General features: G+C 42.1%; 21 protein-coding genes. 8 read left to right on the forward strand and 13 right to left on the reverse strand.

The annotated features are described in order from the left end of the window. Positions 1-5: 5 nt before the first annotated feature. Together AN395_RS16850 and AN395_RS16855 are read right to left on the reverse strand one after the other, a co-directional pair. The gene (locus AN395_RS16850) at positions 6-740 is read right to left on the reverse strand and encodes a spondin domain-containing protein (RefSeq protein WP_054983698.1); all 735 of its coding nucleotides are present in this window, start codon (positions 738-740) and stop codon (positions 6-8) included. Between the two features lie 11 nt (positions 741-751). Further along, positions 752-1,453, reverse strand: coding sequence for a spondin domain-containing protein (locus tag AN395_RS16855; RefSeq protein ID WP_024032094.1), 702 nt, complete (start codon positions 1,451-1,453; stop codon positions 752-754). Between the two features lie 181 nt (positions 1,454-1,634). On the opposite strand from AN395_RS16855, the gene AN395_RS16860 reads away from it, so the two are divergent. Continuing rightward, on the forward strand, positions 1,635-2,000 hold the full coding sequence (locus tag AN395_RS16860) for a DUF4870 domain-containing protein (protein ID WP_024032093.1): 366 nt from the start codon (positions 1,635-1,637) through the stop codon (positions 1,998-2,000). Positions 2,001-2,055: 55 nt separating this feature from the next. Beyond that, entirely contained in the window at positions 2,056-2,490 is a 435-nt protein-coding gene (locus tag AN395_RS16865) for a YqaA family protein (RefSeq protein WP_024032092.1), read from the forward strand. Positions 2,491-2,492: 2 nt separating this feature from the next. Here AN395_RS16865 and folX read toward each other — a convergent pair whose 3' ends face one another. The 7 genes from folX to ycaO all read right to left on the reverse strand — a co-directional run bounded on the left by folX (position 2,493) and on the right by ycaO (position 11,079). Beyond that, positions 2,493-2,849 carry a dihydroneopterin triphosphate 2'-epimerase gene (gene folX, locus AN395_RS16870; RefSeq protein ID WP_024032091.1) on the reverse strand — a complete coding sequence of 119 codons (357 nt, stop codon included), beginning with the start codon at positions 2,847-2,849 and terminating at the stop codon, positions 2,493-2,495. A gap of 2 nt (positions 2,850-2,851) precedes the next feature. After that, positions 2,852-3,406, reverse strand: coding sequence for a GTP cyclohydrolase I FolE (gene folE / locus AN395_RS16875; protein WP_004589001.1), 555 nt, complete (start codon positions 3,404-3,406; stop codon positions 2,852-2,854). Between the two features lie 24 nt (positions 3,407-3,430). Then, positions 3,431-4,150 carry a dihydromonapterin reductase gene (gene folM, locus AN395_RS16880; protein WP_054983699.1) on the reverse strand — a complete coding sequence of 240 codons (720 nt, stop codon included), beginning with the start codon at positions 4,148-4,150 and terminating at the stop codon, positions 3,431-3,433. Between the two features lie 117 nt (positions 4,151-4,267). Continuing rightward, positions 4,268-5,104 carry an ammonia-dependent NAD(+) synthetase gene (nadE, locus tag AN395_RS16885; protein WP_054983700.1) on the reverse strand — a complete coding sequence of 279 codons (837 nt, stop codon included), beginning with the start codon at positions 5,102-5,104 and terminating at the stop codon, positions 4,268-4,270. A 69-nt stretch (positions 5,105-5,173) separates the two neighbouring features. Then, positions 5,174-5,800: a YceH family protein gene (locus AN395_RS16890; RefSeq protein ID WP_054983701.1), complete on the reverse strand. Its 627-nt coding sequence runs from the start codon at positions 5,798-5,800 to the stop codon at positions 5,174-5,176. Positions 5,801-5,841: 41 nt separating this feature from the next. Then, a complete protein-coding gene (locus tag AN395_RS16895) occupies positions 5,842-9,204 on the reverse strand; it encodes an ATP-binding protein (RefSeq protein WP_054983702.1) in 3,363 nt (1,120 codons plus the stop codon). Between the two features lie 114 nt (positions 9,205-9,318). After that, a complete protein-coding gene (ycaO, locus tag AN395_RS16900; protein WP_054983703.1) occupies positions 9,319-11,079 on the reverse strand; it encodes a 30S ribosomal protein S12 methylthiotransferase accessory factor YcaO in 1,761 nt (586 codons plus the stop codon). Between the two features lie 146 nt (positions 11,080-11,225). Between ycaO and AN395_RS16905 the strand changes: the two genes are divergently transcribed. From AN395_RS16905 to AN395_RS16920, 4 genes are all read left to right on the forward strand, one after another. Next, a complete protein-coding gene (locus AN395_RS16905) occupies positions 11,226-13,511 on the forward strand; it encodes a penicillin acylase family protein (protein ID WP_054983704.1) in 2,286 nt (761 codons plus the stop codon). A 58-nt stretch (positions 13,512-13,569) separates the two neighbouring features. Further along, positions 13,570-14,418 carry an MBL fold metallo-hydrolase gene (locus tag AN395_RS16910; protein ID WP_054983705.1) on the forward strand — a complete coding sequence of 283 codons (849 nt, stop codon included), beginning with the start codon at positions 13,570-13,572 and terminating at the stop codon, positions 14,416-14,418. An 88-nt stretch (positions 14,419-14,506) separates the two neighbouring features. Further along, on the forward strand, positions 14,507-16,039 hold the full coding sequence (locus AN395_RS16915; protein WP_054983706.1) for a bifunctional GNAT family N-acetyltransferase/carbon-nitrogen hydrolase family protein: 1,533 nt from the start codon (positions 14,507-14,509) through the stop codon (positions 16,037-16,039). Continuing rightward, positions 16,039-16,356 (forward strand): multidrug efflux SMR transporter, encoded by a 318-nt coding sequence (locus AN395_RS16920; RefSeq protein ID WP_004588993.1) that lies wholly within the window; start codon positions 16,039-16,041, stop codon positions 16,354-16,356. The genes AN395_RS16915 and AN395_RS16920 overlap by 1 nt, the downstream gene beginning before the upstream one ends. 81 nt (positions 16,357-16,437) lie before the next feature. Here AN395_RS16920 and AN395_RS16925 read toward each other — a convergent pair whose 3' ends face one another. Then, positions 16,438-17,316: a DMT family transporter gene (locus AN395_RS16925; protein WP_200910455.1), complete on the reverse strand. Its 879-nt coding sequence runs from the start codon at positions 17,314-17,316 to the stop codon at positions 16,438-16,440. A gap of 254 nt (positions 17,317-17,570) precedes the next feature. On the opposite strand from AN395_RS16925, the gene AN395_RS16930 reads away from it, so the two are divergent. Then, complete coding sequence (locus tag AN395_RS16930; protein WP_054983708.1) at positions 17,571-17,954, forward strand: MAPEG family protein; 384 nt, start codon at positions 17,571-17,573, stop codon at positions 17,952-17,954. 73 nt (positions 17,955-18,027) lie between these two features. Here AN395_RS16930 and AN395_RS16935 read toward each other — a convergent pair whose 3' ends face one another. The 3 genes from AN395_RS16935 to AN395_RS16945 all read right to left on the reverse strand — a co-directional run bounded on the left by AN395_RS16935 (position 18,028) and on the right by AN395_RS16945 (position 20,415). Continuing rightward, positions 18,028-19,239: a TonB family protein gene (locus tag AN395_RS16935; protein ID WP_054983709.1), complete on the reverse strand. Its 1,212-nt coding sequence runs from the start codon at positions 19,237-19,239 to the stop codon at positions 18,028-18,030. A gap of 9 nt (positions 19,240-19,248) precedes the next feature. Further along, positions 19,249-19,623 carry a BlaI/MecI/CopY family transcriptional regulator gene (locus AN395_RS16940; protein ID WP_004588989.1) on the reverse strand — a complete coding sequence of 125 codons (375 nt, stop codon included), beginning with the start codon at positions 19,621-19,623 and terminating at the stop codon, positions 19,249-19,251. Positions 19,624-19,722: 99 nt separating this feature from the next. Beyond that, positions 19,723-20,415, reverse strand: a complete 693-nt coding sequence (locus AN395_RS16945; RefSeq protein WP_054983710.1) for a pseudouridine synthase — start codon at positions 20,413-20,415, stop codon at positions 19,723-19,725. A 90-nt stretch (positions 20,416-20,505) separates the two neighbouring features. Between AN395_RS16945 and AN395_RS16950 the strand changes: the two genes are divergently transcribed. Next, positions 20,506-20,811: a DUF6482 family protein gene (locus AN395_RS16950; RefSeq protein ID WP_004588987.1), complete on the forward strand. Its 306-nt coding sequence runs from the start codon at positions 20,506-20,508 to the stop codon at positions 20,809-20,811. Positions 20,812-20,841: the final 30 nt, after the last annotated feature.

Consider the following 20,841-nt stretch of genomic DNA (forward strand, 5'->3'; position numbering starts at 1 on the left):
CTGTTTTACTGTGTACGAGTGATCACGATTTTTGATACTGGGTTATCAAACTTATGTTCAGCACCTAGTGCAGAGGTTGATAAGCCATCTTGATTAGACACAACACCTGGGTGCATTGTGATTATATCGGCAATATCGTCGCGTATTTCGTTAAACCCTTCGCCGCCAGCAGCGGGACCAGGCACAGTGTCAGCTGTTTCTGTATTCGCCTCCGTACCTGCATCGTAAGCTGGCGTCGTTCGTGATATTGAACTGCCTACTTCCAATGTTGATACATCTACAGAACTAAGACCGGTAAAAGCGTCATTTGTATTCCCAAGCATGGCAGCAAAAGATAAATTAAGAACATCTTGTGCATCAACTAAAAGGGTTACAGAGGTTGTTTCGCCAGGGCCAATGCCGCCTTCAGCCGAGGCTGAAGCAAGTGCATTTTCATCGCTAAGGTACTCTTCATTAGCGCCGCTTTCAGCAATCATTTCTAAACCAACAGAAGCCGTCTCACCAAATTTCCATGGTGGGGTTTCATCAAATGCAATGACCGAGAGTGGTGATAGTGGTTGTCCAGCCGTTAAGTTACTAAAAGTGATAGTAAACTCATAAACAACAGGTTCGGGCTCTACAACAACCACAGGTTCTTGCTCTTCAATAGAGTCGTTATTATCGTTATCACCACATGCTGCTAGTGAGCTGGCTAACAGTAAAATAAGCGCACTTTTTTTAAAATTAGAAAGAGATGACATAATTAACTCTCCTATTTAACCGTCACAGTTAATTTTGCAACGGGGTTTAACCATCTGTGTACAGTGTTATTCAAATCACTGTTTCCACCTTCTAGGTCATCATCGCCAAGGGCCCCCGGGTGAATGTGCACCATCGTATTTGTATCGCCAGTTGTAATACCTGTGCCGTTAGTACCAGCTTGGCCGCCCGGCGCAGCAGGGATACCTAATACACCAGGTGCACCCGAGCCTTCTACTACAAGTTCGTTATTTGCTTCTGTACCTGCATCATAACCATTGAGGTAAACAGTGTAGGTGCCTGCTTCTGTTGGAACTTTCCAGCTATCAAGGCCTACAAAGCCATCATTAGTTGGCAGTAACATAGCCGCTACAGATAGGTATTCGTTGCCATCGGTAGTTGTGAGCTCTGCTGTTGCAGATGCCGCGGGGGCTAAAAGGCCTGCCGCTGGGTTTTCTGCAATATCGCTGCTCGATGCTGACGCTTGAGTAACAAGTGCTGATATATCGCCGCCTTCAGCCATTGCTTGCAGTGCAGCAGAGGCTTCGGTTGCGACTTCAAAAAGTTTATCTTCGCTATCGTGTGCTGTTATTAGTACCGGTGTAAAGTAAAGGCCTTTAGTAAGGTTAGTAATTTCTACTTCTAGCTCTGCTGCCAATGTTGATTGGCTAGCTACTGCTAAAAGGGTTGCAACTGTAAATGCTGAAGCTTTCATTATTATTTCCTGTAAGTGATGATTCAGGCTAAGTATTGAATAACCACCTCAAGAAACTCTCACAAAGTTATCACTTTTTTATCACAGCGGGTTAGGGCGTGTTATTTAACAATATAGCCGCCTCTATATAGACACCTGCTCAATAAAAAGGCAGTATGTATTAACTAATAAGGAGAGCGTAATGGAAGAAAATCAACAGCTTGAGCCGTTATCAAAAGACGAAAAAACATGGGCTATGCTTTGCCATTTAAGCGCTGTAGCCGGTTTTGTTATTCCGTTTGGCTCTATACTTGGGCCATTAGTGGTATGGCTTATTAAAAAAGATGAAATGCCAATTGTCGATTTACACGGTAAAAAATCGCTTAATTTTCAAATTACTATGGCTATAGCTTACTTTGTATGTTTTTTACTGGTATTTGCCGTAATCGGCCTCGTTTTGCTGCCTTTAGTGGCTATTTTTTCTTTTATCATGGTGGTTTTAGCCAGTATTAAAGCCAACGAAGGGAAAGAGTTTAATTACCCACTGAGTTTAAATTTGATAAAATAAATGACGACCCTTTAATAAGCCCAGCTGTATGCTGGGTTTTTACTTTAAGTACTTAATGCTTTATATCACCTTATTTTTTAGTGCGTTTGTGTCCGCTACTTTATTACCAAGCTCTTCAGAAGTGGTACTTGTTACCATGATAAGCCAAGCAAAAGCTAATCTGTGGCTGCTGTGGTTAGCCGCTACTTCAGGTAATGTATTAGGAAGTTGTGTTAATTATTGGTTGGGAACTCATGTGCTGCGTTTTAAGCACAAAAAGTGGTTTCCGGTATCGGCCAAGGGACTTGAAAAAGCGCAATCTCAATTTAAAAAATATGGGGTATATAGCTTACTGTTTGCTTGGTTGCCGATTGTTGGCGACCCACTAACGGTAATTGGCGGCATATTTAAAGTGCGTTTTAGCCTGTTTTTATTATTAGTGAGCATTGGCAAAGGCGCACGGTATTTAGCCGTTATTGCCCTTGCCAGTGGTGCACAAGCGGTTTTGTAAAGTTACTTTGACCAGTCAAGCGTGAGCGAAACTGAGTCGGCAAAGCGCAGTGCATGCGGTTTATCTACTCTGGCTTTTGCGTAATGCACGCTTGGATGTGTATGGCATACTGCAAGTATTTCGGCAACCAGCTTTTCAAGCAACAAAAAGTGCCCTTGCTCTACTAGGTTTATCACCTCTTTGGTGATCACTTTATAGTTAAGCGCTTGGTCCACTTCGTCTGTTTTACAGGCGTCATCGGCAGGGTAGTGAATTTCTAAATTAATCACTACATCTTGCTTTTTTTCCCGTTCTTCTGGGTTAAAACCAATAAATGTACGTAAGCGTAAGTTGGTTACGTTAATAATTGCGTTGGCCATAATTAACCCTTAATAAGCTGTAAAAACTCGTTACGCGTTTTAGAGTCACTTCTAAAGTTACCTAGCATTACAGAGGTACGCATGCTTGAGTTTTGCTTTTCTACACCGCGCATCATCATACACATGTGTTTAGCTTCAACAATAACACCTACGCCTTTAGCGCCGGTTACTTCTTCAACGGCTTTAGCAATTTGATGAGTAAGCTGCTCTTGAATTTGAAAGCGGCGAGCAAACATATCAACAATACGCGCAAACTTAGATAAACCTAGTACTTTGCCATCGGGAATATAAGCAATATGGCAGCGACCAATAAAAGGTAATAGGTGGTGCTCACACATAGAATAAAGCTCTATATCTTGTACAAGTACCATGTCATCAGCGTCTGAGCTAAATACCGCATTATTGGTGATTTCGTCAAGCGTTTGACGATACCCTTTGGTTAAATACTCCATGGCTTTTGCTGCACGTTTTGGTGTATCGAGAAGGCCTTCTCGGCCTGCATCTTCACCCACAGCGGTAATAATATTTTGGTAGCTTTGCTTTAAATCGTCATGCATAAATTTCTCAGTTTAATGTGTGTTCTACTTTAAATGGCGGCCGCCATCAACAGGCAAAGCGCGGCCTGTGATGTAGTGGCTGCGCAGTAATAAATCAATACTATTAATAATTTCTTGGCAACCTGGCTCTATACCCATAAGAGATTTTTTAAGGGTTTTAGCACGGTAAGCCTCGTCATCGTGCTGATTAAAAATAATCAACGAAGGCGCAACCGAATTTACCTTTATGTTTGGTGCGTACTTAGCGCTAAACGACTTGGTTAAGTTATCAAGTGCAGCCTTACTTGCGGCATAGGCAATGTGCTTTGGGCTACCTGTTTCAACAACGTAATCGGTAAGATGAATAATGTCAGCCGGTGTGCAAGTATCAGCTTGGTATGCCATTAATAGCTGTGCACAGGCATTATTAATTAAATACGGTGTTTTGGCATGAATGCGCACCATGTTATCAAACAAACTCGAAAAATCAGGATTACTGGCTTCGCAGTCCCAGCTAGAGGCATTGTGCACAATGGCACGTAAAGAGTGAGTTTGCTGTTTTAGTGTTTCAATAAAGCTAGCTATACCGGCATCGCTGCTAAAGTCGGCGTGTATGCATACGGCGCCTTGTTGTTCTAAGTCGTCGACTGCATCGTGGCGCGTACGATAGGTAATAATAATAGCTTGGCCTTGCGATAAAAAGTGCTTAGCAAGCGCAAGGCCAATACGTTGACCAGCGCCTGTTATTAAAATAGGAGATGTCATGTAATGCAGTTGTCTCTTTGGCAGGCGTTAAAATTAACTATAAATCAGTTTTTTGTTTTACGTAACAATACGGTGAATAGATCAGCTAGTGCATACGCAGCACTAGCTGTTTAGCCGTTATAAATCATCGTAAATAGTCGGAATGGGTTGGCGCTTATGCTGAGTGCGAACATAAATATCAGTTAGTTTTTGCTCAACCTCTGCAGCCACTGGCTTGCCTTCTAAAAAGTCGTCAATTTGATCATAGCTCAGTCCTAATGCTTCTTCATCGGTGAGGCCTGGGCGGTCACTTTCTAAATCAGCTGTTGGGGCTTTTGTTACTAATAGCTCTGGCGCATCTAAGGCAGTTGCAAGTGCGCGAACTTGACGCTTTGATAAGCCAAATAGCGGGGCTAAATCGCATGCGCCATCACCAAATTTGGTGTAAAAACCAGTAATGTTTTCAGCGCTGTGATCGGTACCCACTACGAGGCCTTGGCAAAAACCAGCTATTTCGTATTGCGCTACCATGCGTTGGCGTGCTTTTACATTACCTTTTACAAAGTCAATTTTAGCTTGCTCTGGTAGATCTTCACCACTGCCTACTACTGCCGCCATAGCTTGCTCGTGTAATGCATCGGCAGCAGGTTTTACGTTAACGGTCATGCGTTTACTTGGCTTGATAAAATCAACGGCCATTTGCGCTTCGTCTTCATCTGCTTGTACACCGTATGGCAAACGAACCGCAATAAATTGGTACTTATTAGTGTTTTGCTCTGCGTTTAGTTCATCTACGGCTAATTGGCACAAGCGCCCGCAGGTCGATGAGTCAACACCGCCGCTAATTCCAAGCACTAGCGATACACTATGGGCTGCCACTAAACGTGCTTTTATAAAGTTAACTCGACGGGTAATTTCGGCGTTTACATCAATAGTTGGCTGAACTTTCATTTCAGCCATAATTTCGGCGCGCATGGCCAGCTCCTCGTTATTTAATAAGTTGTTTTTAAATAGGCTTACATTATCTGGTTTAGTGGTTATTAATTAAAGTCCTAAATGTGCTTTTATACGGCTAAGCTCAGCTTTTAGTTCCTCAATTTCTGCAAGTAACTCGTTAATTTCATCGTTTTTAACTTCTGCGACTTCTGTAGCTGGCGCTGGGCTTGGCGCTATTGCTGGGTCAGCAAAAAGGTGCATGTAGCGGCTTTCTCGTTTGCCGGGCTCGCGCTCAAGCTTTGTTACGTAGTCATCTTTTGCTAACGCGCTCAGGGCGGTTTCTACTTCGCTAACGTTTGTAAAGTCAGCTAGGCGAGCGCTGCGCGTTCTTAGCTCACCGGGTGTTTGTGCGCCGCGTAACAGCAGTAAACATATAATTGCCCGTTGCTGCGTGCTCAACTGTAAACTACTAAATTCTGTATTACAAAAACGGTGATCGTATTTATTAACTCGTCCCGAAAGCCCTTCGTCTAGCGTTACAAGGCGCTGACTTATAAGCTCATCAAGTGTTTGTTGCACCTCACTTTCGCTCAAGTTTACAACCGGGTCTCGATTTGATTTTTGGTTACACGCATTCGTCAGTGCGTTCAACGACAGTGGATAATGCTCGGGTGTAGTGCTTTGTTTTTCTAAAAGGCAGCCAATAACGCGCTGCTGATTTGCTGATAAATGCATGGCTTTTCTTTATTAGTAAACAGTATTTTTAGCTTACACCTTTATTGTGTACCAAGCCATTGTTGTAATTTAGGCTCTAGTGCTGCGGAATCTAAAGGTTTGGTTAAATAATCGTTCATTCCTGCATCGAGGCACTTCTCTCTATCGCCCTGCATTGCGTTTGCCGTTAAAGCAATGATTGTAATATGTTTATTATGCTTACCCGCTTTGCCTTCGCGTATAGCTTGCGTGGCTTGGTAGCCATCCATCACGGGCATTTGGCAGTCCATTAAAACTAACTGGTATTTTTTGTCTTGGCTGCTGTTTAGCTTATCTAGTGCATCTTGACCGTTTTGTGCAATATCAAAGGTAAGCCCAACTTGTTTTAACAACGCTGAGGCCACCACCTGATTTACTTTGTTATCTTCTACTAAAAGCACTTGCGCGTGCGCTGATATTTCTTTGGGCTTTTCGGTTAACTCATTTTGCAGTTGTGCTTGGCGCTGTTGTTGCTCAATGTATTTATCGTTAGTGAGTGAATCAAATAAATCTGACGGGGTGAGCGGTTTAAATATCAGGCAGTCTATATTTATGCCAATGTTGTTATGCTCTTGCGAATAACTCATTGGTGCCATAACAACTAGCTTGCTTTGCTTGGTGGTTACTCGGTTTTTTAATGTATTTATTTGTGGGTGCGCAGCTTGCTCAAAAAAATGATAATCGACTAGCAATACATCTGGCTGGGTATCGCAGTTATCAAAATAATTAATGATGCCGCTATAGTCATTTAAAATATTAACGTGTGCGCCCCAAACGCGTAATTGTTTGGCGGCAATATTGGCGTTAAGTGTGCAGGTATCAATAATTAAAATATGTTTGTTATTAATTAAGTGGCTGGGTAAATCTTGCGCTTTAGTTAAACGTGGCTGTATTTTTATAGAAAACGAAAAAGTACTGCCTTCATTTAGCATGCTGGTTACGCTTACTTCGCCTTCCATGAGTTCACAAAGCTGCTTAACAATAGCTAGGCCAAGGCCTGTACCGCCAAACTGGCGGGTGGTTGAGGCATCGGCCTGAGTGAATGAGTCGAATAAAGTTTTTTGTTTTTCTGCGTCTATTCCTATGCCGGTATCAATAATAGAGCAATGTAAAAAACTGCCATCGGTGGTTTCATCTATCTGTGCGGTCACCAGGATTTGCCCATCAATAGTAAACTTAACGGCATTGCCAATCAGGTTATTTAAAATTTGACGCAACCTATTCGGATCGCTAATTATTTCGCTGATAGTAATTTGCGTGGCATCTAAAATGAGATTGGTATTATTTTGCTCCACTTTAAGCGCAAACGACTCAACAACTTCACCAAGTAATTTAGGTAAGTTAAATTGCACATTCTCTATATCGAGTTTGCCTGCTTCAATTTTAGAAAAGTCTAAAATGTCGTTAATTATATTTAACAGCGACTGAGCTGAAGATTGTGCAAGCTCAATATGGTGCTCTTGCTGTTGGTTGAGCTGAGTGCGCTTGATAATATTTAGCATGCCCAGTACGCCGTTCATGGGGGTTCTTATTTCGTGGCTCATACTGGCTAAAAATTCACTTTTAGCCATTACTGCTTGCTCTGCAGCTTCTTTGGCGGTGACTAGCTGCTGCTCTGTTTCAATACGTTGCTGACTTGAATGCAAGCTGCCCACAAGGGCGGCTACAGCAATTAAAAAGCTTTCTTCGTTACGTGACCACGGGCGCATTGAAGCACATTGCTCAGCGCATACTATGCCAATGGAGCCACTTCCCGCCGGTATGATTGCGCACAGCATGGCATTAATATTGAGCGGCGCAAAGTAATGCGCTTTAAGGGGTTTTAGTAGAGGGTGATTTTGGGCATCACTGGTGCTAAACACAGCGTGTTTTTCTATGGCTTCAAAAAAATCTGGCGCCTCTTTTTTAAGCCAAACCGCATTATTATTACCCATTCTGTTTTCAATATTATGGGATGCTATAGGACTCAATGAGGTTTTTGAGCTATTAAAAAACCAAATACTGGCTTGCTCAATGTTTAGAGCATGGCAAATAGATTCAGTAATAACTTGTTTAGATTGGCTTAATTGGCCACTTAAAATAAGGTCGTTGGCTGTAAGCGACGCTAAAATTTCGTTATGTAGGGCAATTTTGCTGTTTTCAAGTTCAATGCGCTTACGGGTATCAATATTTTGCAATGAGCCAAATATTCTTACACAGCGCTCGTTTTTGCGCTCAGCTTCACCATGAATAAGCACCCACATTTCGCGCCCTTCAGAGTCAATAACTTCAAGTTCGGCCTCGTAACTTTTGCCTTCTTTAATTGCAGATTCAACCAGTTGAGTGATACGTTCTCTGCTTTCACCGGCTTTAAAGTAATTTAAATTTGTAGGCCAAGTAGGCTCTTTGTTTAGCGGGTACTTAAAGATTTTTTTGGTCATATCTGACCAATACACTTGTTTGGTTTCTAAATTAAATGACCACGCCCCAATTTGGGCAAGGTCGCTCATTGCCTCCAGCATTTTTTCGTTTTGTTGCTGGCGGTTTAGCATTTTTAAAAAGAATAAGAACGCCCATATTAGTAATCCGCAAATAATTATAATGGCGATTCTAAGCGGCCATATAGTTGAAGGTGCAGGGCTCCAACCTTCTTTAGGGGCTACGTATAATTGCCAGCTTCCCCCTTGAAAATTAAGCGTAAAATCAAGCGGCTCTTGTGTGGTTATATTGTTATTGCCATAAAAAAACTCGCCTTTTTTGCCTAAACCATGACGCCCTTGAATAGCAATGTTGTAGTTTTTTTCAAGCTCTTTTATGCCTGAGTTTTTATATACTTTTTCAATGTCGAGCACTACCGATAACAACCCCCAAAAGCGGTTTTCAGGCGGAATATAAACAGGCACTCTGGCAATAAGGGCAATGTCGCCTTGCACTAGTTTAAGTGGTCCTGCCATAACAATAGTATTGGTATCACGGGCTCTAATGGCGTCTAGGCGCTGGTTTTTGTTTTCTAAAAAGTTTAAGCCAATGGCTTTTTCGTTACCTTTTAGTGGGTAAGACATACGAATTATCATGTCGGGCGCACCACCAATATGGCGCAGCTCACTGGAGGTTTTAAACAAAGGCGCTGCAATTTGCTCAAACCGTGCTTGTTGTAACTCAGGTTCAGCTGATACAGCAACCGCTAATCCACGAACAAGCTGAATGTTTGATACCAAGGTGGCTTCGAGTTGTGCACGGTATGTACTTACTTGAGATAAAATTTGTAGGCGGTGGGCGTCTTTTGCGCGATTGTAGTTAATTCTATCTAACACAATGCTCACTAATATTATTAGCGTAAGCGATAACCAAAAGGTCAGCTTATAGTTGCTAATAGTGTTTTTTTTGTTGTTATTTTTTGGCGGCATTGGCTAAGTCATGCTGTTATTTTAGGCAATTTAACTATAGCTAATTTATTGTATAAATAAAAACGGCGCTGATAAATTAGCGCCGTTTTATTTTTATAATTAGTAGTTTAACTATTAAGCGTCGGTTACTTCACGTGCCCAATGGTTTTGCTTAGCGACATGTAACTTACGGTAACCATCAAGTAGTGCTGCATGCTTTTTAAAGCCTTCAAGCGATAAACCTGGGAAGGTTAAACCATTAAATAATTTACGGCCTTCTGCTATTTCAATTGCAAGCGTTACGTTATCGCTGCCAAACATTAAACCCAGTGCATCTTGGTAGTCGGCGTAGTCGCGCTCGTCATCGTATTTAATTTCAAGAATGGCTTTTAAACAACGGAAGTGGCGCATTGCATCTTCGTTTACTTGGCCTGTGTGTAGTATCCAGTCTACCCAATCAATGGCTTCTTCGTTGCCTGCGGCTAAACATAAGTGCGCTTTAAGCTCACCAATACGCAGTGTATGCCATGGTGTATCGGCATCGGTGGCAAGGCCAATAAATTCAGCAGCACGAATAATATCGCTGTGGCCTGCTTCTTCTAGGCTGTCGTAAATGTCCATCCACTGCTGCGCATCGTACTGATCAAGCGATAGGAATGCTTCACGGAATTTAGCGCCTTCGTTGTTGTTACGCCAAATTAGTTCATCTACTGGGTAAATGTCTGACATACCTGGTACTAAAATACGACATGCATACACGTTTAAGTGTGTGTAATCCATAATGAAAATGTCGTGGCCCATGCTGTGAATTAAGTCAGTACAGAAGTTGTATTCTTGCTCTGTTGTACCGCTAAAGTCCCAATGAACAAAGTCAAAGTCAGCGTCGGCACGGAAAAAGTCATGCGAGATTAAACCGCTTGAGTCGATAAAGTGCAGCTCAATGTTTTCAGGCGTTGCAACTTCATCGTTATCAAAAGTAGCCGGTTGGAACACATCAAGTTGATCAAGGCGACGACCTTGTAGTAACTCAGTAACGGTACGCTCAAGGGCAACTTCAAATGATGGGTGAGCACCAAATGAGGCAAACACAGAGCCATCAACAGGGTTAATAAGCGTTACGCTCATTACAGGGTATTTACCGCCAAGTGATGCATCGGCAATACGTAAATGAAAACCATGGCTGCGTAGCTCTTCACACGCTTCGTGAATTTTAGGGTATTGCTTTACAACCTCTTCAGGGACGATAGGTAAACAAATACCTTCTGCGATAATACGGTTTTTAATGGCGCGCTCAAATACTTCTGATAGCCCTTGTACACGTGCTTCAAACTTAGTGTTGCCTGCGCTCATGCCGTTAGAAACAAAAATATTACCAATTACGTTTACCGGAATGTATACGTCTTGGTTATCGCGTTGGCGTGTGTATGGCAATGTACAAATGCCGCGCTCGTTATTACCTGAGTTAAAGTCAAAAAGGTGTGAGGCATTAAGCTCACGCTCTGGGTCAAAGTAATCCCAAAGGCTTTCGTCCATTATGCCTTCTGGCACTTCATTGCCTTCAACTTTAAACCATTTCTCATTTGGATAATGAGTAAAGTCGCTGTTTGCAAATTCTTCACCTAAGTAAAAGTCGGCAAAAAAGTAATTACAGCTTAATCGTTCAAAGTATTCACCTAACGCAGAGGCGATAGATGCTTTATCGGTTGCGCCTTTACCATTGGTAAACATAACACCGCAGTCGCTGTCTTTTATATGAACTGAATAACAGTTAGCTACAGGGTTAAGCCAAAGTGCTTCTTCAACATTGATGTTTAGCGCTTTTAGCTTGTTTTGCATGGTAGAGATAGACGATTCTAGGTCGCGGTCTTTACCTTTGATAAATGTTTTTTCAGTCATATGAGTCTCAACTAGATCTGCACAAAATGTGGAATGGCTATTATCGTGGATTTTGATGTTTATTTCACCCTTTGCGAGTAAGAACATTATTATTTAATAAAACTATGGTTATTATATGTGCAACAAATGGTGCAAAGGACAAATTAATGTTTAAAGTAATCAAATGGCTAGTATTACTCGTTGTGGTTTTAGGGTTAGCTGGTACAGCGCTTGTGTATGGCGTATTAAGTTTAAGTATGCCCACACTTGATGGTAAAGGCCAAAGTACAGCAATTAATAAGCCGGTTACTATTTCGCGTGATGCACTAGGGCAGGCGGTTATAAAGGCCGAAAACCGCAATAGCGCGGCATACGGGCTAGGCTATGCGCATGGGCAAGACCGTTTTTTTCAAATGGATTTATTAAGACGTAACGCCGCAGGTGAGCTTAGTGAGTTATTTGGTAAAGCGGCCCTTGGGCTTGATAAAAAAATGCGCTTTCATCAATTGCGAAAACGCAGCCGCGCTATATTAAACACCTTACCCGAAAGTGATAAACAACTATTAAACAGCTACGCCCAAGGTGTAAACGAAGGGCTGGCACAAGTTGGCTTTGCAAGCTTTGAGTATTTACTTACAGGCGGAGCGCAAAAACCATGGCAAAGTGAAGATAGCCTATTAGTTATATTTAGCATGTACCTTGATTTGCAAAGTGCCACCTTTGAGCGAGATGAAGCTCTCATACATATTGAGCAAGCATACGGGCAGCACATGGTTGATTTTTTAACACAACCTAGCCAATACCAAGCGGCGCTTGATGGCAGTAAACTTGCCCCGTTTACAGGCACCATTCCTCAACTTCCAGAGCAAGCACAGCACACGGTTAAAAATATTCAGGCAAACCAAGAGCGCGGCAGCAATAACTGGGCAGTAACCGGTGCGCATACCCAAACGGGAGCAGCCATGCTCTCTGATGATATGCATTTATCTATGGCGGTGCCGGTTATTTGGTACAGGGCACAGCTTAATTACACGCAAAATGGCGAGCAAGCTCAGGTAACTGGCGTATCGCTACCCGGCGCCCCTGCTATTGTGGTGGGTACCAATAATAAAATTGCCTGGGGCTTTACTAACGGCTACATAGATACGGCCGATTGGGTTGCTTTAAGTAACGATAATAAAACATGGCAAGTCAATGAGCCTATAGCACTGCCTAGTGGCGAGATGGACGATTACTCATTAACCATGAGCGAATACGGCCCAGTAAAATATATAAATAAACAGCCTTATGCACTTAGCTGGGCTGCACACCAACTTTATGCTGTAAACATGGATCTGCTAAAACTAGAGCAAGCCACTAGCGTAGATGATGCGCTAGATGTAGCAAGCGATGTGGGTATTCCGGTACAAAATTTAATGGTGGTAGATAGCCAAGGCAGTGCTGCATGGCAACATATTGGGGCTATACCGGCGCGTAAAACACCGAGTGAGCTAAGTGTTAATGCAAACGAATACTCACCCGACTGGCAGCAAAATGAGCATCAGCGCCCTTATGTTAAGAACCCGCAAAATGGGCGATTATGGACAGGTAATTCGCGCGTGGTGTCGGCCACTGATAATGCACGCTTTGGTAACGGTGGTTATGCACTAGGCGCTCGTTCAAGCCAAATTCGTGATAGATTATTTGAAAAACAAAGCTTTGCTGAAAGCGATTTTTACGCGCTACAGCTTGATAACCAAGCCCGCTTTTTAACGTCATGGCAAACATTGCTACTTAATCAGCTTAAAAAAGACAAAGCCAAAAACGCACAGTACATAAGTGCACTTGAAAACTGGCAGCAATGCGCATGTGCAAGCTCGGTAGGTTACACCTTAGTTAAACACTACCGCAGCACATTAATTAATACTGTATTTGCAAGCATGGAGAACAAACTTAATGAGCAAGACGCCACGCTTAGATATGTAAAACGCGATCTAGAACCAGCTATATGGCAGCTTATTAAAGATAGGCCGGGCTCATGGGTAAACCCTGAGTATAAAAATTGGGACGAGCAGTTATTAGGTGCATTTAGCCAAACAGTGACAGCACTTGGGGCTGAGTATGGGGATAACTTACAAAATTGGCAGTGGGGTAAAGTTAATGCGCTTAATATTGAGCACCCGTTTGCTAAACAAATGCCCATACTGGCTAAGCTTTTAAATATGCCTGTAGCGCCAGCTTTTGGCGATAGCTACATGCCCGCCGTACAGGGCAAAAGCTTTGGTGCATCGCAGCGCTTTATTGCCCAACCTGGGCATTTAGAAAACGCCATTATGGCAGTGCCCGGTGGGCAGTCGGGGCATCCGCTATCCGCGTTTTATCGTGCAGGCTTTAGTGACTACATTGAAGGTAAACACACGCCTTTACTACCACAAACGCTAATACATCAAATAGTGATAGAGCCAGCACGATGAACTAAATTACAGTCAATCACGTTCTATATAATCATTAATAAATCAACAGAGAACTAAAATGAAAAAAATACTACCCGCATTAATAACAGGCTTATTACTTAGCAGTGCAACACATGCAGATGAAAATCCGGTAACGGCAGAAAAACTAAGCGACAGTGTGTATGTACTGTTTGGCCAAGGCGGTAACATTGCCGCAAGTGTAGGGGAAGATGGCATTTACATTATTGATGACCAATTTGCCAAGCTTTCAAACGACATTAAAAAAACCATTAGCGATTTAAAACCCGGTAGTGCAGAGTTTGTAATTAATACGCATCATCATGGCGACCACACTGGCGGCAACGAAAACTTTGCCAAAGCCGGTGCGCATGTCATTGCGCACGACAACGTACATAAGCGATTAGAAGAAAAACACGGTGCAAACTCAGATTACCTGCCACGCATTAGCTTTGGCCACGATTTAAAACTGCATTTTAATAACGAACACGCCCATGTAGTGCACTACGCCTATGCACATACCGACGGTGATTCGGTGATATTTTTTAATAACGATAACATAGTGCACATGGGCGATATTTACTTTAACTTTGGCAGTTTACCGTTTGTTGATGTAGATAGCGGCGGCAGTGTTGATGGAATATTAGCAGCCGTAAATGACGTTATTAAGCAAATAGACGAGCGCACCATAGTGATACCCGGGCACGGGCCGGTAAGTGACCGTTCAGGGCTGGTAACGTATGCTAAACTTGTTAAAAAAGCCAAAGATTTAATGCTAAAAGCAATGCAAAATAACGCAAGCTTAGAGCAAGTACTAAAAGCCGATCCATTGGCAGAGCTTGGCCTTGAATACGCAGGCTGGTTGCCAAAAGAGAAAGTGACTACACTTTTTTATCGCAGCTTAAAGTAGTACGCGTAACGTAAAAAACATGATACAAAGCTGAGTGTACTTTAGCGTACATTCGGCTTTTATTTTATTATGCCCAAAGGAGTTGTGTATGTCGGCAGAAAAAACCCACCTAGAAATTTGTAACTTAACAAAAGAGCAGTATCCGCAAATTAAAACCTTAATGGATCAGGCTTATCCTGATTTAGGTGGCGCGTGGCCAAGCCATACTATTTTTAGATTGATAGATCAGTTCCCTGAAGGGCAAATAGGTATTGTAGATGATGGCGTGCTGGTGGGCTTAGCACTAAGCGTGCAAGTAGACTACGCGCGTTTTTCAAATCCTCACACTTACGAAGACATAGCCGATGGGCACGACCGGGTATTTAGTGACTCCGGTGGCGATGCGCTATACGGTTTAGATGTAGCAATTAGCGAAACCCACCGAGGCATGCGCTTAGGGCGCAGATTATACGATGCCCGTAAAGAGTTGTGCCGCCAATATAACTTGCGCGCTATTTTAGCCGGTGGCCGTATCCCGCGTTATTACAATCACAGCAGTGAAATGACGCCAATGGAATACATTGAAAAGGTTGACCAAAAAGAGCTTTACGACCCAATTTTAAGTTTTCAGCTCTCTAACGACTTTCAGGTAAAACGGTTACTTAAAAAGTACCTGCCGGAGGATCAAGAGTCTGTAGGTTACGCCACCTTGCTTGAATGGAATAACATAATGTACGAGCCAACCGACACCGTGCTCGAATCAACTAAATCGATAGTGCGTATAGGTGCGGTGCAATGGCAAATGCGCTGTGTAGAGTCGGTTGACGAAATGCTAAAGCAGGTAGAATACTTTGTAGATACGGTATCTGACTACAAAAGCGATTTTATATTATTTCCGGAATTTTTTAACGCGCCACTTATGGGTTTAGGCGATCAGAATAATCAAACCGAGGCAATCCGCTATTTAGCCGAATATACAGAGACGTTTAAAAACGCGATGTCGCGTATGGCAATAGAGTATAACGCCAATATTATTACCGGCTCTATGCCACTTGCCGAAGACGATAAAATTTATAACGTAAGTTACTTATGCCACCGTAGCGGTAAAATAGACGAGCAGCGCAAAATACACATAACCCCGCATGAACAAAATGATTGGGTGATTCAAGGCGGCGACAAAATTGCCGTGTTTGATACCGATGCTGGGCGTGTAGGTATTCAAATTTGTTACGATGTAGAGTTCCCTGAGCTTTCGCGCATATTAGCCAAGCAGGGGCTTGATATACTCTTTGTGCCGTTTTGGACCGATACTAAAAATAGTTATTTACGGGTTCGCCATTGTGCGCAAGCGCGCGCAATCGAAAACGAATGCTATGTGGTTATTGCAGGTTCAGTGGGTAACTTACCTGAGGTAGAAAGCCTAGACGTACAGTACTCGCAATCGGCAGTGTTGACCCCGTCTGACTTTTCTTTTCCGCACGATGCAACATTAAATGAAGCCACACCTAATACCGAGATGTTATTATTCAGCGACCTTGATATGGATAAGCTAAAAATTCTTCATAGCGAAGGTACGGTGCGCAATTTAAAAGATCGCCGCGAAGACTTATACGACGTAATTTTGAAAAAGAGAGATGTTTAATGGCATGGGTTTATTTAGTCATTGCCGGCTTGCTTGAAATAGGCTGGCCAATTGGTTTAAAAATTTCACAAAATCCCGACACACGCTGGCAGGGTATAGTAATGGCCATTGCATTTTTAACAGCCAGTGGTTTTATGTTGTGGCTTGCACAAAAGCAAATATCAATGGGGACTTCCTACGCCGTATGGACCGGAATAGGTGCTGCGGGTACGTTTTTAGTGGGTATATTACTTTACGGTGATGCAGCCACGTTTGGCCGTATTGCTGGTGTACTCATGATCATTTGCGGTGTGATAACGCTAAAAATTAGCTCTTAAAAAGAGCGCTTAATACTCGCTTTAAAAGTTATAAGCAGCCTATAGTAGCGCAGGTTTAAAAGCCTGCGCTTTTTTATGTTCTCAATTTGGCAGCATTACTAAAATAGCGGCAATGGCTATGAGTATTAAGCCCGCGGTATCTTGCTTTTTAAGTGGCTGTTTTAACCAAAGTACAGCAATTAGCATGGTAAAAAATACCTCTACTTGACCAAGCGTTTTAACATACGCTACGTGCTGTAAACTCATCGCGCTAAACCAGCCAATAGAGCCTATACAGCTAAAAGTACTAATTGCGGCAGTGGTGCCTTTATATTGCCAAAGTTTGCCAACAGTGTGTGGCTCTTTTAGTAATAAATAGCCAAGTAATATAAGCGTTTGTAGGCTTATTACAAACAGTAAAACCCATGCAGCTGAGTGTGGAAACAATAACCCTGAATTTAAGCTCGCTTCACGCACCCACAGCGATGTAAGGGCAAAGCTGGTACCACAGGCAAGGCCAAGTAACGCTGTTTTAGCATCAAAGTGTTTTACGCTGGTTATGCCGCTAAGTAAAAGCACCGCAATAGCCCCTAAAAATACACCCAGCCAACCAAGAAGGCTAAGCGCAGAACCAAAAAACAATACCCCTAAAATAGCCGCTACTAACGCCTCACTTTTAGCAAGCCCTGCACCTATGGCGTAATTATTCATTTTAAACAGCTTTACCATTAAGCCGGTGGCGAGTATTTGCATAACACTTGCGCCAATAACAAACCCCCAAAAGGCATTATTAAAGGTAGGCATGGCTGTGTCTTTATATTGATAAAGACCATACAAATACACTGCAGCAATAGGGCCGGCTAAAATAAAGCGCGAAAGGGTTACGCCAGCCACACTTGCATGTGCGCTTAATTTACTTTGTAGGGCATTTCGCCATGCTTGCATAAAGGCGGCTAAAAAAGTGAAAAAGATCCAAGTCATAGGGGTCGTCGGTAAAAAATAAGGTCTATAAGTTAACAATCTTTAGTTATTAATGCGATGCATTAAGGGTGATAGTGAATATTCATCACCTGCGACATTATGCCGCACTGCTTTATAGGTAAACTTAGCTATAGTAAGTATGATGTTATTGTTTAGCCGCCTGCGTATGTCATAAAACGTGTTGGCGGCTTTTTTGTGTATGTGTGTTATATGTATTGGTTAAATAACTAGGTTTTAAAATAAGAGAATAAATTATGACAACATTAGTAGTATGCGCATTACTTGCTGTATTAATGCCTTATTTTGCAAAAATACCAGTGGCCATTGCGATGGCAAAGCTTGGCCAATACGACAATAAACACCCGCGCTCTCAACAAGCAAAATTAACGGGCTTTGGTGAGCGTGCGCTCGCTGCTCATCAAAATTGTTTTGAATCACTAGCAGTGTTTGCCGTTGCTATTGTGGTGGTATTGGGAACTAACTCGGTAAATGCAGTAACCGAAACCTTGGCGGTTACTCATATAGTTTCGCGCACTTTGTATTGCATTTTTTATTGGTTGAACTTAGATATTATACGTTCGCTTGTATGGTTTATTGGCTTAGGCACTGCCATTGCCATGATTGTAGTGAGTATTTAATTTTATTGTTAAAACCACAAAGCAAGCGGCCTAAAAGGGCGATTGCTTTGTGCTCTTGCATCACTCATTAGCCTTAATGCGATACTTTAATTCGCTCTATTAAATCGGTATTAGCAACCTCACTGTTTATGGCAAAATCGAGCTGTACAAGTACATCATTAAAGCCTGACTCAGAGATTTTATACTCCCACTTTGCCAGCGCTTCTTTAGCTGATTTATCAAAAACGTCTGACGGCTTAGATTGAATGACACTAATGTTTTTTGTTCTGCCATTGGCGGCTATATCGTACTTTAATACAACCGAGCCGCTAATGCCTTGCTTAGCGGCTTGGGCTGGGTAGACAGGTTCAATGCGTATTGTTGGTGAAATATGATCCTTTTTCGTTATTTCAGTTTGGGGCTGTTTTGCAATGGCTAAACCGCTAAGCATGCTTGTTGCTATTAGCAGTAAGCCACCTTTGGCTAGGCGAGAGTGATTGCCACTGTGCTTTATATTGGTAAGTCGTTGTAACATGGTTTTTTTATCTCCGTAGTGTGAATAAGCCATTAGGCCTGCGGGCGTTGCTGCCGCACAGTTAACTAAGGCTTTGCTGTATAAAATGTGTTGGTGTGTGGTTTTATTGGCAAGTACCCGCTGATCACAAGTTAGCTCCTGCAAGCGTCTAAAGCTTGCGTAAGCCATCCAGGCGAGCGGGTTAAACCACATTAAAATAGTAGTCAGTAACAGCAGGGCATTTATTAGGTTATCTTTGCGTTTTATGTGCACAGCCTCATGCTCTAAAATAAGTGCCAAAGTGGCTTTATCAAACTGGGTTTTGTAATTACTAGGCAGTATGAGCTTACTTTGTAAAATACCCACCACCATTGGCGATGCAATATGATTACTGGTATAGGTTTTAATGTGTGAGGTTAGAGTGTGTTCGCTATTAATTAAATAATTGAGCTGCAGATTTTTTATAAAGCGAATATGCACAACAAACGCTATGCTAAACAGCACTAGGCTAACCACTACATAAAGCACGGCCCAATTTAGGCCTAAGTTATTAATAAGGGGTTGGTTAGGCGTTATTAAATAATGGCTAATGGCGCTATTTTGCAGTGGCTTAATGTTACTTGGTAAGTTTGCAACCAGTAACGATACGGGGATTAGGCATACTAATTTATACACAAAGCCTGGGCCAAGCAGCCTTAAACTAAAACGCTCACATATAATAAACCCGCCAAGCATTATGCTGAGTAATAATTGCTGCTCTAGTAACCAGTTAAACAGGGTTTGAATATCCATAGCCACTCCTTACTTTTGGTTTTTTTCCCAGTCATCAATGACCTTTTTTAGCTCGTTTATATCTTGCTGCGAAAGCTGCTCTGATTTAGCAAACCCGCTTACCAGCGGCGCTATACGGCCACTAAAAAAACGCTCAATAAAGTTTTTGCTTTCTTTTAATGTGTAGTCGGCGCGCTCCATACAAGGGGTATAAATATATTGGCGGCCGTCTTTTTCAAAGGTCAGTGCGCCTTTTTTAACTAATCGACCCAGTAGGGTTTTAATGGTTTTTTCGTGCCATTGTTTGTCATCGCTTAAGCGCTCAATAATTTGGCTGGCGGTTGCTGGGTAATTAATCCAAAGCGCATCAAGCACGTCGAATTCTGCTTTTGATAATTCAATCATTTCATTGCCTACAAATGTAATCTTTAAATTAAGACTACACCTGTAATCTATTTTTGCAAGGTTATTTTTTAACTTTTTTGTGCGCTATTTAAACGAAGGTTAGATTTTTGAAATATCAGTTTTATTAATTTGTATGTAGTGGTTTTCAGGTAGGTTTAGGTTTGAAAGAGCAAGTTCGCTAAATTGTGCCCGATATAAATCAATTACTTTAAAGCCGCAGTAATGCGCCATTTTACGTATTTGTCTGTTAAGCCCTTGCTTTAAAATAATACTAAACTGGTTGTCAGCTATTTTTGTTACTTCACACGGTAAGGTTACTTGTTTATCTACGGGGATTCCTGCGGCCATTTTTTCGCAAAACGCGTTATTAATAGGTTTATCTACCGTGACTAAATAACGTTTAGGCTGGTGGAAGTCAGGGTGAATAAGTTGATTACAAAAATCTCCGTCGTTGGTCAAAATAAGCAAGCCGCGAGAGTCTTTATCTAATCGGCCAATGGGGTAAACCCGAGTGAGGGTAGGTAAATGGTGAATAAGGCTGGCGGGGTCATTTTCATTTAATTTGCAGTCAATACCTACAGGCTTGTGGTACGCAAAATAAACTAAATCGGCAGCCCCTTTTACTGCTTGGCCATTAACTATTACGTCGTCTTGCTCATTAACGTGATCAATATGATTCGCTGGGCGATTATTTACAGTTACCACACCTTCATCAATTAAACGCGATGCCTGTTTTCTTGAGCACACACCAGCGTGAGCAATGTATTTAGCGAGTCGAATTTTATTGCTCATAAGCTTAAAAGGCAGTGATGTAATAATTTGATCGCGATTATAGCAAAGGTGCGTATCTATAAAGTTACTTTTTATTAAAAGGCGATTGTTATGGGTATGAAATTTTCTGAGTTAAAAAAGCACGAACCATTACAAAAAGTGGTCGCGCACTCCCTTGAAATGGCGCTCTATCAGGTGTCTGTCATTATAAATAACGTAGAGTATTACGTTACTGAAGAAAATGGCGAGTTTGTTAAAGCGCTCAGCCCGCTGCATATTCAAAAACGTTTTGAAAAAATAGCCTACGCCGAAATGGTACTGCGCCATACTAGCGCTTACGATGAAATGTGCGGCCAACCCGAAAAAACAAGCAGCAATTTGCTAGAAGTACCTTATGGAAAAAATAACCTTTTTTAATTAAGTTTGTTTGCTAGTATCTGCTTCTTT

Origin of the sequence: Pseudoalteromonas sp. P1-30 (assembly GCF_001400005.1) — a bacterium.
Lineage (GTDB): Bacteria > Pseudomonadota > Gammaproteobacteria > Enterobacterales > Alteromonadaceae > Pseudoalteromonas > Pseudoalteromonas atlantica.

What these genes read in the sequence shown, in the direction of transcription:
- AN395_RS16915 (WP_054983706.1), top strand. Translation starts at nt 14,507, where the DNA reads ATGTCGGCAGAAAAAACCCACCTAGAAATTTGTAACTTAACAAAAGAG.
- AN395_RS16910 (WP_054983705.1), top strand. Translation starts at nt 13,570, where the DNA reads ATGAAAAAAATACTACCCGCATTAATAACAGGCTTATTACTTAGCAGT.
- nadE (WP_054983700.1), bottom strand. Translation starts at nt 5,104, where the DNA reads ATGCGCGCCGAAATTATGGCTGAAATGAAAGTTCAGCCAACTATTGAT.
- ycaO (WP_054983703.1), bottom strand. Translation starts at nt 11,079, where the DNA reads ATGACTGAAAAAACATTTATCAAAGGTAAAGACCGCGACCTAGAATCG.
- folM (WP_054983699.1), bottom strand. Translation starts at nt 4,150, where the DNA reads ATGACATCTCCTATTTTAATAACAGGCGCTGGTCAACGTATTGGCCTT.
- folX (WP_024032091.1), bottom strand. Translation starts at nt 2,849, where the DNA reads ATGGCCAACGCAATTATTAACGTAACCAACTTACGCTTACGTACATTT.
- AN395_RS16895 (WP_054983702.1), bottom strand. Translation starts at nt 9,204, where the DNA reads ATGCCGCCAAAAAATAACAACAAAAAAAACACTATTAGCAACTATAAG.
- AN395_RS16905 (WP_054983704.1), top strand. Translation starts at nt 11,226, where the DNA reads ATGTTTAAAGTAATCAAATGGCTAGTATTACTCGTTGTGGTTTTAGGG.
- AN395_RS16940 (WP_004588989.1), bottom strand. Translation starts at nt 19,623, where the DNA reads ATGATTGAATTATCAAAAGCAGAATTCGACGTGCTTGATGCGCTTTGG.
- AN395_RS16890 (WP_054983701.1), bottom strand. Translation starts at nt 5,800, where the DNA reads ATGCATTTATCAGCAAATCAGCAGCGCGTTATTGGCTGCCTTTTAGAA.
- AN395_RS16925 (WP_200910455.1), bottom strand. Translation starts at nt 17,316, where the DNA reads ATGACTTGGATCTTTTTCACTTTTTTAGCCGCCTTTATGCAAGCATGG.
- AN395_RS16865 (WP_024032092.1), top strand. Translation starts at nt 2,056, where the DNA reads ATGCTTTATATCACCTTATTTTTTAGTGCGTTTGTGTCCGCTACTTTA.
- AN395_RS16930 (WP_054983708.1), top strand. Translation starts at nt 17,571, where the DNA reads ATGACAACATTAGTAGTATGCGCATTACTTGCTGTATTAATGCCTTAT.
- AN395_RS16850 (WP_054983698.1), bottom strand. Translation starts at nt 740, where the DNA reads ATGTCATCTCTTTCTAATTTTAAAAAAAGTGCGCTTATTTTACTGTTA.
- AN395_RS16855 (WP_024032094.1), bottom strand. Translation starts at nt 1,453, where the DNA reads ATGAAAGCTTCAGCATTTACAGTTGCAACCCTTTTAGCAGTAGCTAGC.
- AN395_RS16950 (WP_004588987.1), top strand. Translation starts at nt 20,506, where the DNA reads ATGGGTATGAAATTTTCTGAGTTAAAAAAGCACGAACCATTACAAAAA.
- AN395_RS16945 (WP_054983710.1), bottom strand. Translation starts at nt 20,415, where the DNA reads ATGAGCAATAAAATTCGACTCGCTAAATACATTGCTCACGCTGGTGTG.
- AN395_RS16935 (WP_054983709.1), bottom strand. Translation starts at nt 19,239, where the DNA reads ATGGATATTCAAACCCTGTTTAACTGGTTACTAGAGCAGCAATTATTA.
- AN395_RS16920 (WP_004588993.1), top strand. Translation starts at nt 16,039, where the DNA reads ATGGCATGGGTTTATTTAGTCATTGCCGGCTTGCTTGAAATAGGCTGG.
- folE (WP_004589001.1), bottom strand. Translation starts at nt 3,406, where the DNA reads ATGCATGACGATTTAAAGCAAAGCTACCAAAATATTATTACCGCTGTG.
- AN395_RS16860 (WP_024032093.1), top strand. Translation starts at nt 1,635, where the DNA reads ATGGAAGAAAATCAACAGCTTGAGCCGTTATCAAAAGACGAAAAAACA.